Annotated in this window: 14 protein-coding genes; 10 read left to right on the forward strand and 4 right to left on the reverse strand. The window is 73.8% G+C overall.

Going from position 1 to position 15,354, the window contains the following annotated elements; genetic code table 11:
• Window positions 1-13 precede the first annotated feature (13 nt).
• The 3 genes from ACH414_RS25965 (at window position 14) to ACH414_RS25975 (ending at window position 3,095) form a co-directional block, all read left to right on the forward strand.
• On the forward strand, window positions 14-466 hold the full coding sequence (locus ACH414_RS25965; RefSeq protein ID WP_382548136.1) for a PH domain-containing protein: 453 nt from the start codon (window positions 14-16) through the stop codon (window positions 464-466).
• A 221-nt stretch (window positions 467-687) separates the two neighbouring features.
• Window positions 688-2,028, forward strand: a complete 1,341-nt coding sequence (locus tag ACH414_RS25970; protein WP_382548134.1) for a hemolysin family protein — start codon at window positions 688-690, stop codon at window positions 2,026-2,028.
• Entirely contained in the window at window positions 2,025-3,095 is a 1,071-nt protein-coding gene (locus ACH414_RS25975; RefSeq protein ID WP_382548132.1) for a hemolysin family protein, read from the forward strand. The genes ACH414_RS25970 and ACH414_RS25975 overlap by 4 nt, the downstream gene beginning before the upstream one ends.
• 36 nt (window positions 3,096-3,131) lie before the next feature.
• Here the strand turns inward: ACH414_RS25975 and ACH414_RS25980 are convergent, their stop codons facing one another.
• Both ACH414_RS25980 and ACH414_RS25985 read right to left on the reverse strand, forming a co-directional pair.
• Window positions 3,132-5,030 (reverse strand): AAA family ATPase, encoded by a 1,899-nt coding sequence (locus ACH414_RS25980; protein WP_398943566.1) that lies wholly within the window; start codon window positions 5,028-5,030, stop codon window positions 3,132-3,134.
• A 307-nt stretch (window positions 5,031-5,337) separates the two neighbouring features.
• Window positions 5,338-5,967: a uridine kinase gene (locus ACH414_RS25985; RefSeq protein WP_398943514.1), complete on the reverse strand. Its 630-nt coding sequence runs from the start codon at window positions 5,965-5,967 to the stop codon at window positions 5,338-5,340.
• Between the two features lie 215 nt (window positions 5,968-6,182).
• Here ACH414_RS25985 and ACH414_RS25990 point away from each other — a divergent pair, with 215 nt between their 5' ends.
• The gene (locus ACH414_RS25990) at window positions 6,183-7,574 is read left to right on the forward strand and encodes a peptidase C39 family protein (RefSeq protein ID WP_398943516.1); all 1,392 of its coding nucleotides are present in this window, start codon (window positions 6,183-6,185) and stop codon (window positions 7,572-7,574) included.
• Window positions 7,575-7,658: 84 nt separating this feature from the next.
• Window positions 7,659-7,817 carry an SCO1431 family membrane protein gene (locus ACH414_RS25995; protein WP_386568634.1) on the forward strand — a complete coding sequence of 53 codons (159 nt, stop codon included), beginning with the start codon at window positions 7,659-7,661 and terminating at the stop codon, window positions 7,815-7,817.
• Here ACH414_RS25995 and ACH414_RS26000 read toward each other — a convergent pair.
• Window positions 7,795-8,127, reverse strand: a complete 333-nt coding sequence (locus ACH414_RS26000; protein ID WP_382548122.1) for a DUF6114 domain-containing protein — start codon at window positions 8,125-8,127, stop codon at window positions 7,795-7,797. The genes ACH414_RS25995 and ACH414_RS26000 overlap by 23 nt on opposite strands.
• Window positions 8,128-8,402: 275 nt before the next feature.
• Between ACH414_RS26000 and ACH414_RS26005 the strand changes: the two genes are divergently transcribed.
• The 3 genes from ACH414_RS26005 to ACH414_RS26015 all read left to right on the forward strand — a co-directional run bounded on the left by ACH414_RS26005 (window position 8,403) and on the right by ACH414_RS26015 (window position 12,301).
• Entirely contained in the window at window positions 8,403-9,575 is a 1,173-nt protein-coding gene (locus ACH414_RS26005; RefSeq protein WP_382548120.1) for an acyl-CoA dehydrogenase family protein, read from the forward strand.
• A gap of 402 nt (window positions 9,576-9,977) precedes the next feature.
• The gene (locus tag ACH414_RS26010; RefSeq protein WP_398943518.1) at window positions 9,978-11,099 is read left to right on the forward strand and encodes a hypothetical protein; all 1,122 of its coding nucleotides are present in this window, start codon (window positions 9,978-9,980) and stop codon (window positions 11,097-11,099) included.
• Between the two features lie 110 nt (window positions 11,100-11,209).
• A complete protein-coding gene (locus ACH414_RS26015) occupies window positions 11,210-12,301 on the forward strand; it encodes a phosphotransferase family protein (RefSeq protein WP_398943520.1) in 1,092 nt (363 codons plus the stop codon).
• Window positions 12,302-12,304: 3 nt separating this feature from the next.
• On the opposite strand, the gene ACH414_RS26020 is transcribed toward ACH414_RS26015, so the two are convergent.
• Window positions 12,305-12,673, reverse strand: coding sequence for a hypothetical protein (locus ACH414_RS26020; RefSeq protein WP_386568644.1), 369 nt, complete (start codon window positions 12,671-12,673; stop codon window positions 12,305-12,307).
• A 223-nt stretch (window positions 12,674-12,896) separates the two neighbouring features.
• Here ACH414_RS26020 and ACH414_RS26025 point away from each other — a divergent pair, with 223 nt between their 5' ends.
• Both ACH414_RS26025 and ACH414_RS26030 read left to right on the forward strand, forming a co-directional pair.
• On the forward strand, window positions 12,897-13,337 hold the full coding sequence (locus ACH414_RS26025) for an Lrp/AsnC family transcriptional regulator (protein ID WP_382548111.1): 441 nt from the start codon (window positions 12,897-12,899) through the stop codon (window positions 13,335-13,337).
• 69 nt (window positions 13,338-13,406) lie between these two features.
• The gene (locus ACH414_RS26030) at window positions 13,407-15,017 is read left to right on the forward strand and encodes an amidohydrolase (protein WP_398943523.1); all 1,611 of its coding nucleotides are present in this window, start codon (window positions 13,407-13,409) and stop codon (window positions 15,015-15,017) included.
• Window positions 15,018-15,354: the final 337 nt, after the last annotated feature.

Here is a 15,354-nt window from a genome sequence, read left to right on the forward strand (position 1 = left end):
GCAAGGAACCCGCATGTCCGAGCCCACCGACTCCGTCCTCCCGGTCACCTTCCGGCCGGCCCGCACCCGGGTCGTGCTGCTGACCGTCGGCCTGGCGATGTTCGTCGTCATCACCGCCGTCGGGCTGATGCTGGAGAAGCTCGGACCGGGGGAGCGGGCCAGCTTCGTCTTCACCGCCGCGCTCTTCCTCGGGGTCCTGGTGCTGCTGAGCCGGCCCAAGGTGGTCGCCGACGACGAGGGTGTGACGGTCGTCAACATCACCCGGACGCGCCGACTCGCGTGGGCCGAGATCCTCAAGGTCAATCTGCGCCCCGGCGACCCCTGGGTCTTCCTCGACCTGAGCGACGGCACCAGCCTGCCCGCGCTGGGCATCCAGCCCGGCATCGCCAGGGAGTCGGCCATCCGCGACGCCCGCGCGCTCCGCGCCCTCGCCGACAGCCACGGCACCGGCAGCGAGACGGCCTGACACCCTGACCCGTCCCCCATACGGGGCCGACCCCCTGCCCCCGGTGGCACGGGCGTGACTACTCTTGAGGCGGTGGTGCCGAGCGGCACCACCGCCTCGCGTGTGCAGGGCCGCCCGCCGGCGGCCCGCGAGGCAGCCCTACGACCCGAGGAGTGACTCCCTCCGGCAATGGACGGATCGTCCGGTAGTACCTGCGCCGCCCGCTCACCCGAGGCGGCGGCATGATCATCTCGCTTCTGCTGCTCGCCGCAGCCTTCCTTCTCATCCTCGCCAACGGCTTCTTCGTGGCGGCCGAGTTCGGCCTCGTCACCGTGGAACGCCCCGAGGCCGAACGCGCCGCGGCCGAAGGCGACCGCCGGGCCCGCACCGTGGTGAGGGCGCTGCGCGAGCTGTCCTTCCAGCTCTCCGGCACCCAGCTCGGCATCACCATCACCTCGCTCGTCACCGGCATGCTCGCCGAGCCCGCGCTCGCCCGGCTGCTCGACGGGCCGCTCCGCGCGACCGGCCTGCCCGAAGGGGCCGTCTCCGGCATCGCGGTGGTCGTCGGCATGCTGCTGGCCTCCGCCGTCCAGATGGTGGTCGGCGAGCTCGTGCCCAAGAACTGGGCGGTCTCCCGGCCGCTCCAGGTGGCCCGCTTCGTCGCCGGACCGCAGCACGCCTTCTCCGCCCTCTTCCGGCCGGTGATCGCCCTGCTCAACCGGGTCGCCAACCGGCTGGTCCGGCTGCTCGGCGTGGAGCCCACCGACGAGCTCGACTCGGCGCGCACCCCGGGGGAGCTGGTCTCCCTCGCCCGGCACTCGGCCCTCGCCGGCGCCCTCGAACAGGACACCGCCGACCTCTTCGTACGGACCCTGTCGCTGGGCGGGCTCACCGCCGAACAGGTCATGACCCCGCGGGTGAAGATGAGCGCCCTGCAGTCGGACGCCACCGCGGCCGACGTCCTCAACCTCACCCGGGCCACCGGCCTGTCCCGCTTCCCCGTCTACCGCGAGCGGATCGACGAGATCGTCGGCATGGTGCACCTCAAGGACGCCCTCGCCGTGGTCCCGCACGAGCGGCACCGGGTCCCCGTGGGCCGGATCGCCGTCCCGCCGCTGCTCGTCCCCGAGTCGCTGCCCGCCCAGGCGCTGCTCGAACGGCTGCGCCGCGAGCAGCCGATCGCGGTCGTCGTCGACGAGTACGGCGGCACCGCCGGCGTCGTCACCCTGGAGGACATCGTCGAGGAGCTCGTCGGCGAGGTCCGCGACGAGCACGACACCGCCGCCGACGAGCGGCCCGAACTGGCCGCCGTCCCCTCGGAGGACGGCCAGCAGACCTGGGAGGCCGACGGCTCCTGCCGGGTGCACACCCTGCACCGGATAGGCCTCGACGTGCCCGACGGGCCGTACGAGACGGTCGCCGGGCTCGTCGCCGACCTCCTCGGGCGGATCCCCGCCCCGGGCGACCGGGCGGAACTGCCCGGCTGGCGGCTCTCGGTGCGCCAGGTGGACCGCTACCGCGCCGAGCGGGTGCGGATCGTGCGCACCGCCCAGGTGCCCGTCGGCGCGGAGGCGGCCCGATGAGCCTGCTCCCGCTGCTGTTCGCCGTCCTGCTCGTGCTGGCCAACGGCTTCTTCGTCGGCGCCGAGTTCGCCCTCGTCTCCGTGCGCCGCAGCCAGATCGAGCCGCTCGGCGGCTCGCGCGCCCGCCAGGTCCTGTACGGCCTGGAGAACCTGCCGCAGATGATGGCCGCCGCCCAGTTCGGCATCACCGTCTGCTCGCTGACCCTCGGCGCGGTCGCCGAGCCCACCGTGGCCCGGCTCCTCGAACCGGTCTTCCACGCCGTGGGCGTGCCCGAGGGCCTCATCCACCCGCTCGGGTACGTCCTCGCGCTCGCCGCGGTGGTCTTCCTCCACCTCGTGATCGGCGAGATGGTCCCGAAGAACCTGGCCATGGCCGACCCGGAGCGGACCGCGCTCTGGCTCGGCCCGGGCCTGGTCGGCTTCGCCCGGCTCTGCCGCCCGGTGACCAGCGCACTCGGCGCCTGCGCCCGGGGTGTCCTGAAGGCCTTCCGCGTGGAGCCCAAGGACGAGGTCGAGGCCGTCTTCACCCGTGCGCAGCTCGGGCGTCTCGTCGAGGACGCCGGCCAGGCCGGACTGCTCGACCCGGCCGAGCAGGAGCGTCTGGAGGACGCCCTGGAACTGGGCACCCGCCCCGTCACGGACGTCCTCATCCCCTCGGCCTCGCTGGTGACGGTCTCCCCGTCGGTGACCCCGCGCGAGATCGAGGAGCTGACGGTCCGCACCGGCTACTCCCGCTTCCCGGTGTGCACCGAGGGCCGGGGCACCTTCATGGGCTTCGTGCACGTGAAGGACGTCCTCGACCTGGAGGACCGCGAGCGCGCGGTGCCCCAGCAGATGTGGCGCCCGATGGGCACGATCCGGGCCGAGCTCCCGCTGGACGACGCCCTCACCGTGATGCGCCGCGCCGCCACCCACCTGGCGCAGGTGGCGGACGCCTCCGGCCGGGTGCTGGGGCTCGTCGCCCTGGAGGACGTCCTGGAGATGCTGGTCGGCGAGGTCCGCGACCCGGCCCACCGCCTGGCCCCGGCGCCACGACCGGAACGGGCGGCGGGGGCGCTGACGGGCTGAGGGGCCGAGGGCGGGCTCCGGGACATCGGATCCAGGTCAGATCCCCGGCGGCTCCTGCGGGCCGCGGTCGATCGGACCGCGGCCCGACAGGACCTCGCCGTAGGCCTGCATCAGGTCCGGGAGCCGCAGCGTGGCCAGGTCCTCGCGGGTCGGGGTGGACGGATAGCCGGAGAGCCGCAGGTCCCGGTACGCGCAGGACTTCTCGTACAGGGTGCGCAGGAAGCGTCCGTTGCCGAGCTCGTCGATCCAGCCCTGCTCGACGACGTGCGCGCTGATGGAGCGCAGCTCGTCGAGCGCCTCCTCGTCCCAGCCGTCGCCGTTGGCGGCGGCCAGGACCTCGCCGATGGCGGTGAGCTCCAGCGGGCGGTACGAGGGAAAGTCGACGCGGGTGGTGAACCGGGAGGACAGGCCGGGGTTGGCGGCGAGGAGCCGGTCCATGCCCTCGGGGTAGCCGGCGAGGATCACCACGAGGTGGTCCCGGTTGTCCTCGGCGCGCTTGAGGAGCACCTGGAGGGCCTCGTCGCCGTAGGCGTCGCCCTTGCTGTAGCCGGAGTTGGAGAGGGAGTAGGCCTCGTCGACGAAGAGCACGCCGCCGACGGCCGAGTCGATGAGCTCGTTGGCCTTGACCGCGGTCTGGCCGAGGAACTCGCCGACCAGGTCGGCCCGCTGGGCCTCCACGAGGTGGTCGCCGCCGAGCAGCCCGAGCGCGTAGAAGACGCGGCCGAGGATGCGGGCGACGGTGGTCTTGCCGGTGCCGGAGGGCCCCGAGAAGACGAAGTGGCGTTTCGGCGGCTGCACCGGAAGGCCCTGACCGGCCCGTAGCCGGGCCATCTCCAGCTGCGCGGACAGGGCCTTGACCTGGCGTTTGACCGGTTCCATGCCGACCATGCGCTCCAGCTCCGCCAGTGCCTCGGCGAGCAGGGCCGGGTCGGTGGGGCTGGCGGGGAACCGGGGCGGCACCGGCTGCGGCGGGACGACCGCCTTCTGCCGGATGAAGTCCGGTGGCTCCGGCGGTGCGGGCGGCGGCACGGAGCCGGGCTTCAGGAGCAGGCCGTCGCCGCCCGCGCCCTCCGGCTCCGTCTGGGCGGCGTCCATGGCGTCCACCGCGTCCTGGCCGAAGCCGCCGAGCGCGACCGGGGCGAGCCCGGCCGGGTCGTCGGGGCCGTCGAAGCCGTCGTACTCGGCGATGGCCGCCAGCCGCGCGGCCGTGTCCATGAACGCCGGGTCGATCCGGTGCACCGCCCGGTACAGCGGTAGCGCGGCGGCGGTCCGGCCGGTCCCCTCGTGGGCCCGGGCCAGCCAGTAGCGCAGCTCCTTGCGCTGCGGCTGCTCGCTGCGGCAGCGCATGAGGGCGGTCGCGAGCAGCGGCTCGGCCTGCCCGTACATCTCCATCCGCACACGGGCCATCCCGCCGAAGAGCCCCGCCTCGATGCCGAGCAGCGGGTCGTCGACGAGCGGCTCGGTGTGCCGCACCAGTTGCTCCCAGTCCTTGACCAGGTACGAGCGGCAGGCGTGCAGAAAGCGGACCTGCGGGTCGGTGTCGACCGGAGGGAGCCCGGCGAGCGCCCGGTCGAGCTCGGGCACATGCCGGCCGTCGAGCCAGTGCGAGGCGTGCGCGAGCAGCAGGTCGCGCGGGCTCTCCAGCACCGGCTGCACCCACCAGCCGAGCCAGTACCAGGAGTTGAGGGTCCTGCGGTGCCGGGCCCGCTGCTCGCCGAACCGCTCGCGGTTGCGGTACATCCGCAGCAGGGCGGTGGTGGTGTCGATCCGCAGGGCGTGCAGCCCGAGCCAGCCGTCCGCCATGCCGGGATCGATGCGCACGGCCGTGCGGAACTCCTCCTCGGCCTGCGGGTAGGCGCCCATCGTGTAGGCGTCGACGCCGCGCAGCCAGGCGAGCTCGGCGGGGGCGTGCGCGCCCTGTGTGCCGATGTCCATCGGGTCCCCCACAACCGTCATCACGTGGACGGGAATTGACCGCACCGAGGGGCATCGTACCTGCGCAGGGGGTGCGTGATGAGGGAGAAGAAGCCGATCCGCGCTGATCGGGCGCGATCCGTCGGCAGCCCAGGGGTGGTGACCCTGGGTGAGGGGAGGGGCAGAACGAAGCCCCCGATCACGGGGGAACAACCGGGGGCTTCGCGTCTGCGGCGACTTCGGAGAGCCGCACATTGAGAACGTAAGACCTGTACGCCCCTTGGGTCAAGCGGAGTTGAGGCACTTGCGGAAGTGGAATTCCGTCTGCTCAGTTCGCAGCCAGAGGGTCGTCACGGTGTGTGATGATCTGGTTCGGGCTCGCTGTCACAGAGGGCCCGGCGAGCCACTCGTAACCCTCCTCGCGCTCCCGAACCAGCGTGTCCGCGAAGGGCCGCGAGGGGTCCTCGGCGAAGTGGCGAGTCTCCGCCACGGTCCAGCCGTCCCAGAACGAGGCGAGCTCCGGCCCGTCGCGGTGCCGGCCGCGCACCCAGGACTCCTCGGGGCCGCGCTCCATCCACAGCAGCCGCGCGAGGAACGGCCGGAGCGCCCGCCGCCCGGCGCCCACGCCCTCCACCAGCACCACCGGTTCCGGCGGGAGCGGCCGGGGCGGGCCGAAGGCGCGCAGATTCCAGTCGTACGGGCGGTAGAGCGCCGTCTCGCCCCGGGAGAGCGGCCCGATCACCTCGGCGAGCATCCGCCCGGTCCACTCGAAGAGCTCCTCGTGGGTGGCGAGGTCGTCGAGGTGGAGCACGGGCGCGGAGCCCAGCGCCCCGGAGAGGCGGGCGGCCAGCGTGGACTTGCCGGAGCCGGCGTGCCCGTCGACCGCGACGATCCGCACCGGTCCACAGGAGGGCGGCAGCCGGCGCAGCGCGGCGGCCACGAGGTCGAGGTCGGTCATGGACCCAGCGTAGGCGAGCCCGCCGTCGCAGGTCAGCGAGGGGAGCGGTGCCAGTGGACAAGACCAATATTGCTCGGGCGGCACGCGTCGAATCGCTGGCCGAAGGCGTCGGGGAGCCGCGATAGTGGGCGCGTCGAGGTGTCCGGGCCTGACCGGCGGGACACCTCACGCCCCGTCCGTTCGCATCGCCCGTTCTCGACTGGGGGTCCCCGTCCATGCCCAGCTCCACCCCGCGCAGGACCGTCCTCGCCGCCGCCCTCGCGGCGGCCGCCGGCACCGCCGCGGCCACCGCCGCGCCCGCCTCCGCAGCCGGGGTCGCCCCGGCCGCGGAATGCCTCGACGACTGCGCGGAGACCGAGGGCCACGCCCCGGCGCCCGGACTCGTCGACAACCGCTTCTGGAGCACCTACACCGACTGGCGCTGCGGCACGTCCGCCGGCACCCGGGCCGTCGCGGGGCACCGCCCCGGCCTGGTCATCGGCATTCCGGCCGGCCGCACCGACTACACCGACCCGCACACGGGCCGGGTGAGCGGCTGGGAGTACGCGACCTGGACCTCGCCCACCCACACCTCCGCCGTGCCCGCCACCGAGGTCATCGCCTCCTGGAACGCCGACACCCCGCCCGGCACCTGGCTCCAGGTCGAGCTCTCCGGCACCTACAGCGACGGCGGCGAGACGCCCTGGTTCGTGATGGGCCGCTGGGCGGCCGGGGACGGCGACATCCGCCGCACCTCCGTCGACGGCCAGACCGACGGCAGGGCCTCCATCTGGACCGACACCTTCTCCGTGGACGACGCGGCGAGCGGCCTCCGCCTCGTCTCGTACCGACTGCGCCTCACCCTCTACCGGGCGCCCGGCACGAGCCTCACGCCCACCGTCCGGCGGCTCGGCGCGATGGCCTCGGACGTCCCCGACCGCTTCACGGTCCCCGCCTCCGTGCCCGGCCTCGACCACGAGCTGACCGTGCCGCGCTACTCGCAGAACGTCCACGTCGGCCAGTACCCCGAGTACGACAACGGCGGCGAGGCCTGGTGCAGCCCCACCTCCTCGCAGATGATCGTCGAGTACTGGGGCCGCGGTCCCTCGCCCGAGGACCTCGCCTGGGTGAACCCGGCCTTCGCCGACCCCCAGGTCTGCCACGCGGCCCGCTTCACCTACGACTACCAGTACGAGGGCTGCGGCAACTGGCCCTTCAACGCCGCCTACGCCGCGAGCTACCCGGACATGAACGCGGTCGTCACCCGGCTGCGCTCGCTCACCGACCTGGAGACCCTGATCCGCGCGGGCATCCCGGCCATAACGTCGCAGTCCTTCCGCAAGGACGAGCTCACCGGCGCCGGCTACGGCACCTCGGGCCACCTGATGACCGTGATCGGCTTCACCGCCGACGGCGACGTGATCGCCAACGACCCGGCCTCACCCAGCAACGAGGCCGTCCGCCGGGTCTACAAGCGGCGCGAGTGGGAGAACATCTGGCTCCGCACCAAGCGCTACAACGCCACCGGCAAAGTGGTCTCCGGCACAGGCGGGGTGTGTTACCTCTACTTCCCCGACCGCCCGACTCCCGCACAGCGCAAGGCCCTTGCCGTCGTCGGGATCTCCTGACCGGCTCCCGCGGGCCGGGCGGCCCCGGGGCACGGTGACGTACGTCTCTACCCCGGGGCGCCGGCCGCTGGCAGGGTGGTGGGCATGAGCGCCACCTCCCACGCCACCTCCCACGCCGCCGCCCGTCTCCGCGCGCGCACCGGCGGCCCCAAGGACAACGGACCGAAGATCCTGGAGCACGTTCTCGGCTGGACCCTGGTGGTCGTCCTCGCCATGTTCGTCACCCAGGCCGGCCTGATGTGAAGCGGCCGAGGCCGACCGCCACGGCCAGCGCGCCGAGCGCCACGCCCACCGGGTAGCCGCCGAGCCGGGTCGCGGTGACCGACAGCACCGCCAGCGCCGCGGTGAGCGGCGTCGCCCGGGCGGGCGTGGGCGGCCGCAGCCAGAGCAGCACGCCGGCCGCGAGCAGGACGAGGCCGACGCCGAGCCCCGCGATCCCCGTGACCCCGAGCGCCGCGAGGGCGGCCGGGGGCGCGAGCTGGGCCAGGAGCAGGACGGCGCCGCCGGCCACGAGCGGCAGCACCACCCGGAGCGGTGCGGCGTTCCTCGGCACGGTCCTTCCCCCCTCGCCGGCGCGTGTCGGCTGGGGAGCGTAGGGAGGGGGCGTGCAGGAGTCAACGCATCCGTACCGGCTCGACCGCGGTGGGGGAGGCGTGCGCGGGCGTACGGGATCCCCGGACCGGCCGTGGCAGGCGCGCCGCGCCCCGGGTGAGCCGGGCCCGCCGCGCGGGCATACTCCCTCCGCCACGGGCGCTCCCCGCGCGCCCCGCCCCGCGCCGGGGCAGCATCGGCAGTGACGAACGCCCGAGAGGGAGGAGTGCGCCGCCCATGCCCGACCGCGCCCCGCAGCACGTGGAACGCCGGCTGCCCACCGAGGAGGCCCAGGAGCTGCTCGCCCTGGTCCGGGAGATCGCCGAGCGGGAGATCGCGCCCCGCGCGGCCGAGGAGGAGGCCGCGGGCCGCTTCCCGCGCGAGCTCTTCTCGCTGCTGTCCTCCTCCGGTCTGCTCGGCCTCCCGTACGACTCCGCGTACGGCGGCGGGGACCAGCCGTACACCGTCTACCTCCAGGTCCTCGAAGAGCTCGCCGCCGCCCGCCTCACCGTGGCCCTCGGGGTCAGCGTGCACAGCCTGTCCTGCCACGCCCTCGCCGCCTTCGGCACCGAGGAGCAGCGCGCCGCCCATCTGCCGGCGATGCTCGGCGGCGGGCTGCTGGGCGCCTACTGCCTCTCCGAACCGGCCTCGGGCTCCGACGCGGCCTCCCTGCGCACCCGGGCGGTCAGGGACGGCGAGGAGTGGGTGCTCGACGGCACCAAGGCGTGGATCACCCACGGCGGGATCGCCGACTTCTACACCGTCCTCGCCCGTACCGGCGCGGACGGCCCGAAGGGGATCACCGCGTTCCTGGTGCCGGGGGACGCGGAGGGGCTCGGCGCGGCCGCGCCCGAGCGGAAGATGGGGATGAAGGGCTCGCCGACCGCCCAGGTCCACCTCGACGGCGTCCGCGTCCCCGACTCCCGGCGCATCGGCGCGGAGGGGCAGGGCTTCACGATCGCGCTCGCCGCCCTGGACTCGGGGCGGCTCGGCATCGCGGCCTGTGCGGTGGGCGTGGCGCAGGCCGCGCTCGACGCGGCCGTCGCGTACGCGCGCGAACGACGCCAGTTCGGGCACCCGATCGCCGACTTCCAGGGGCTGCGCTTCCTCCTCGCTGACATGGCGACCCGGATCGAGGCGGGCCGCGCCCTGTACCTGGAGGCGGCGCGGCTGCGCGACGAGGGCCGGCCCTTCTCCCAGCGGGCGGCCATGGCGAAGCTGTTCTGCTCGGACACGGCGATGCAGGTCACGACGGATGCGGTGCAGGTGCTCGGCGGTTACGGCTACACCGCGGACTTCCCCGTCGAGCGGTTCATGCGGGAGGCGAAGGTGCTCCAGATCGTCGAGGGCACCAATCAGATCCAGCGCATGGTCATCGCACGTCACCTTGCCGGACCAGAGTCCCGCTGACGCGTACGGTGCGGTCCGCCCAGACCGGTGCCGCGGCCAGCCGGTGGCCGGGCAGGGTCCTGCCGTGGCTGGCCCAGAGGCTGAGCACCGCCTGGTAGATGGGCGGGTCCGCGGGGTGCGGCGCGGGCATCGGCAGGGGCGCCGGCTGCGGGGCGGAAACCTTGTGCGGAACCGATTCTTCAAAGTGCGGCTCGGACTGGCGGTGCCGGCCGTATCCGCTGGGTGTCGTATACAGCGTGGTCATGCCGGGACCAACGCCCCGGCCGTACCGCCGGTCACCGCCGGGGAGTGCCGAGCGGGAGTTCGACACGTCCCCGGCGTACGGGGCGGGTGCACGGCTCTGGCCCCTGACGCGGTTTCTGACGTACCGTCAACTTCCGTTCGCCGCCCAGGAGGTCACACGTGTCAGACGACCGGCCCGTCGCCCTCGACGAATACCCCGTGCACCAGGCGCCGCTCTCCATGAAGCACCACGTCAGCGGCGACCGGAACGCCTACGACCGGTGCATCTTCCACGTCTTCGACCACCAGGGCCGCGCCCTGCTCATCGCCGGTCTCGGCGTCTACCCCAACACCGGGGTCGTCGACGCCTACGCGACCCTGCGCACCGGCGACCGGCTGCACGCGGTCCGGGCCTCCGACGCCCTCGGCGACGACCGCATGGACCTCTCCGTCGGCCCCCTGCGCATCACCGTCGACGAACCGCTCCGGCGGCTGACCCTGCACTGCGCGCCCGACCCCGGCGACCCCGAGGGCCTCTCCTTCGACCTGGCCTGGACCGGCGACTTCCCCGCAGTCTGGGAGCCCCACCACACCCAGCGCCGCGGCGAGCGCCTCATCCTGGAAGGCCGCCGCTTCGTCCAGGCGGGCCACGTCACCGGCACCGTCCGGGCCGGCGGCGAGGAGTTCACCGTCACCGCGGGGGAGTGGACCGGCACCCGCGACCGCAGCTGGGGCGTGCGCCCGCTGCCCGGCGAAGAGGCGGGCCGGGCCGAGGAGTTCCGCCCCGAGGGCTTCCACTGGCTCTGGATACCCATGCGCTTCGACGACCGCTTCCTCATGGTCATCGCCCAGGAGGACGCCGACGGCTACCGCACCCTGAACGAGGCCCTGCTCGTACGGAACGGGCGGCGCGACACCCAGCTCGGCTGGCCCCGCACCGAGATCACCTACCGGCCCGGCACCCGCGACCCCGAGCGGGCCGTCATCCACCTCACCGACCCGGCGGGCAAGCCGCTGGAGATCGGCGTCGAGATCCTCGCCTCCTCGCCGCTCGCCGTCGGCGCCGGCTACCCGCCGGCCACCGACTGGCAGCACGGCAGCTGGCAGGGCCGCGACTGGACCGACCGGCGCGTCTACGACCTCTCCGAACCGGGCGCCCACCCCATGGCCGCCTACGGCGTCACCGACCACGCCGCCCGCTTCACCCTCGACGGCCGCACCGGCTACGGCATCTTCGAGCACGGCTCCTTCGGCCGCCACGACCCGAGCGGCTTCGCCGACTACTCCGCCACCGCTCCCTGACCCGCGGGTCCCCGCCCCCGGCCCGCCGTCCGACCCGGCCCCCGCCGACGCCCCTGGTCCGCCGAACCGGCCCCGATCCCCCGGCAGGCCCCACGACCCGAAGGAGCCCCATGGCCACCGCGCCCCGCCCCCGCACCACCACCCGGGACCCCGAGGAGCTCGGTCGGCGGCTGGCCGACTGGCTCGACGGGCGGCTCCCCGGTGCGCGTCTCCACGACCTGGCCGTGCCCGGCTCCAACGGCATGTCCAGCGAGACCCTGCTCTTCGACCTCGACCACCCCGACGCCCCCGTACGCGGCTGCGCCCTCAGGCTCGCCGCCGACCCCGCCGCGTACTCGGTCTTCCCCGTCTACGACATGGCCCGCCAGCACCGCGTGATGCGCCTGGTCGGCGAGCACACGGACGTGCCGGTGCCGCGCGTGCTGTGGCTGGAGGAGGACCCGACGCCGCTGGGCGCCCCCTTCTTCGTGATGGCCCGCGCCGAGGGCCGCGTCCCGCCGGACGTCATGCCCTACACGTACGAGGGCAACTGGCTGCACGCGGCCGAGGACGGCGAGCGGGAGGCCCTGGAGGCCGCCTCGGTCGCGGTCCTCGCCCGGCTGCACGACCAGTTCCCCGCCAAGGAGGCCGAGTTCCTGCTGCCGGACGGCACGGGCAGTCCGCTGCGCCGCCACGTCGACGCCCAACGGGACTACTACGCGTGGGTGGTGGAAGGGCTCGCCCCCTCGCCGCTCATCGAGTCGGCCTTCGACTGGCTGGAGGCGCACTGGCCCGCCGACGAGGGACCTGCCGTCCTCAACTGGGGCGACGCCCGCATCGGCAACATCGTCTACGACGGGTTCACGCCCGCGGCCGTCCTCGACTGGGAGATGGCGGCCCTCGCCCCGCGCGAGGTGGACCTCGGCTGGACCGTCTATCTGCACCGCTTCTTCCAGGACCTCACCGTCAGCTTCGGGCAGCCCGGACTCCCCGGCTTCCTGCGCCGCGAGGACGTCGAGCGGCGCTATGCCCGGCTCACCGGGCACACCCCTCGCGACATGGAGTTCCACACTCTCTACGCGGCGCTGCGGCACGCGATCGTGATGCTGAGGATCGCGTACCGGCAGGCGTACTTCGGAGAGGTCGAGGTGCCGGAGAACCCGGACGGCCTGATCCTGCACCACGCCACCCTCGCGGCGATGGTGCAGGGACGCTACTGGTGAGGCTCAGGCGGCGCGGCGCAGCTGCGACGGCTTGATCGGACGCGAGCCCGGACCGCCGACGTGCGAGAAGGGCTGCGTCCGCCAGTCCAGGCCCTGGGGGAGCGTCAGGAGCAGGGCGGTGTCCTGCTCCTGTACCTCCAGCGTCTCGTCCGCGGGGCGGGCGTCGGCGGCGGGGCGCCCCGTACCCGTGCAGACCGTCAGCACGAAGGGGTTCCACGGCGTCGGGCACAGCGCGTGCTCCGGCAGCGCGTCCTCGTCGGCGAGCAGCGCGATGGGCTGGACGCAGTCCGGGCAGACCACCCGGTACATCTCAAAGGTGTCGTACGCGTCGAGCTCGTCGGACGTGTCGACGGAATCAACAGGCTCCTGCATGGAGATCTCCCCCTCGGACGGGTCGGCCGGATCTGAGTGGCCTCGACCACAGCAAGCAATTCCCATACGGCCGGGTGCATAACCGTGAGGTCACGCCTGAGCCCCCGCAAAACCTGTGGCGTTCGTCACATGCCCGTCGCAGGTGCCCCGTGGATGCCCATAGCCAGGCATAAGGGAAGCCCCGGGCTGTGCCCCGGCCCCTTCGGGGCAATAGGGTCACCGCATGGAGGAGCTGGATCGTCAGATCGTCGAGTTGCTCGTCAAGGACGGGCGCATGAGCTACACCGACCTGGGCAAGGCCACGGGCCTGTCCACCTCGGCCGTACATCAGCGCGTCCGCCGCCTCGAGCAGCGCGGAGTCATCCGCGGCTATGCCGCCGTCGTCGACCCGGAGGCCGTCGGCCTGCCGCTGACCGCCTTCATCTCGGTGAAACCCTTCGACCCCAGCGCACCCGACGACACCCCCGACCGGCTCGCCGACATCCCCGAGATCGAGGCCTGCCACAGCGTCGCGGGGGAGGAGAACTACATCCTCAAGGTGCGCGTCGCCACCCCGTTGGAGCTGGAGCACCTGCTCAGCCGCATCCGCTCCCAGGCGCACGTCTCCAGCCGCACCACCGTCGTCCTGTCCACCCCGTACGAGGCCAGGCCGCCCCGCGTCTAGCCGCACCGGCCCCGGCCGCCCCCGAACCCGCTGGTAACGGGGGCGTCCGTAACGCCCTAGCCTGTTCGCATGAGTGCGTACGAACACCGCACCGTGCTGCTGCGCGGTGGAGAAGTCCACAGCCCCGCCGATCCCTTCGCCACCGCCATGGTGGTGGAGCGCGGGCACATCGCCTGGGTGGGGTCGGAGGGCGCCGCCGACGCCTTCGCCTCCGGCGTGGACGAGGTGGTCGACCTCGAAGGGGCGCTCGTCACCCCCGCGTTCGTCGACGCGCACGTCCACACGACCGCCACCGGTCTCGCCCTCACCGGCCTCGACCTGTCCGCCGCCACCTCGCTCGCCGAGGCGGCGCAGCGGATCCGCGCCTACGCCGAGGCCCGCCCCGCCGACCGCATCCTCATCGGTCACGGCTGGGACGCGGCCCGCTGGCCGGAGCGCCGTCCGCTCACCCGCGCCGAGCTCGACGAGCTGACCGGCGGCCGGCCGCTGTACCTCACCCGGATCGACGTCCACTCGGCCGTCGTCACCACCGCCCTGCTCGACCTCGTGCCCGGCGTCCGCGAGCTGACCGGCTTCCACGACGGGCAGCCGCTCACCGGTGACGCCCACCACGCCGTCCGCGCCGCCGCCTACGCGGCGCTCTCCCCGCAGCAGCGCACCGAGGCCCAGCGCGCCGCCCGCCACCACGCGGCCTCCCTCGGCATCGGCACCCTGCACGAGTGCGGCGGCCCCGAGATCTCCTCCGAGGACGACTTCACCGGCCTGCTGGACCTCGCCCGCAGCGAGCCGGGCCCCCGGGTCGTCGGCTACTGGGCCGACCTCGACATCGAGCGGGCCCGTGCCCTGGGTGCCCTGGGCGCGGCCGGCGACCTCTTCGCCGACGGCTCCCTCGGCTCCCACACCGCCTGCCTCCACGAGCCCTACGCCGACCGGACCGGCGCCGGCGTGTCCCACCTGGACGCGGCCGCCGTCGCCGCGCACGTGGTGGCCTGCACCGAGGCCGGGCTCCAGGCCGGCTTCCACGCCATCGGCGACGCCGCCGTCGACGCCGTGGTGGAGGGCGTCCGGGCCGCCGCCGAGAAGCTGGGCCTCGCCCGCATCCGTGCCGCCCGGCACCGCGTCGAGCACGCGGAGATGCTCACCCCCGGGTCGATCGCGGCCTTCGCCGAGCTGGGCCTGACCGCCTCCGTGCAGCCGGCCTTCGACGCGTACTGGGGCGGCGACGAGGGCATGTACGCCGACCGGCTCGGGGTCGAGCGGGCCCGCACCCTCAACCCGTACGCCGCCCTGCTGCGCGCGGGCGTGCCGCTCGCCTTCGGCTCGGACAGCCCGGTCACGCCGCTCGACCCGTGGGGGACCGTCCGGGCGGCCGCCTTCCACCGCACGCCCGAGCACCGGATCTCGGTCCGCGCCGCCTTCACCGCCCACACCCGGGGCGGCTGGCGCGCGGTGGGCCGCGACGACGCCGGCACGCTGGTGCCGGGCGCGCCCGCCGACTACGCGATCTGGCGCACCGGTGAGCTGGTGGTCCAGGCGCCCGACGACCGGGTGGCCCGCTGGTCGACCGATCCGCGCTCCGGAACGCCCGGTCTGCCCGATCTGTCCCCTGGCCGCGATCTTCCCGTCTGTCTGCGGACCGTCGTCTTCGGACAGACGGTGTTCGTACGGCCGAACGAGTGACGTAGGGACATTTCGAGCCGCCGCTCGACGATCGCCGGCTTCGCCCTCGACCTGCGGATCTTCGTGCCCCACCTGCTTGAACGGTTCATCACCGCAGGTCAAACGGGTGTTGACAGCTGACGGGCGGTGGCCGGTAGGTTCACCACGTCCACCAAGGACGTCCGACCGGTTTCAAACCCTCCACGCAGGCACCGAACGCCGCCCGCCTCGGGGGCGAGGGAAGGTTTTTCCGGCGGACGGTGTGACCCGGGTGGGGGTTCCGGCGTTCAGTAGACAACGGCCTCGGTCGACCCGCAGCCAGCGGGTCCCAGGTCGGCCCGAAGGACGCCGGGCCCCG

This window comes from Streptomyces sp. NPDC020422 (genome assembly GCF_044386705.1).
Taxonomy (GTDB): Bacteria; Actinomycetota; Actinomycetes; order Streptomycetales; family Streptomycetaceae; genus Streptomyces.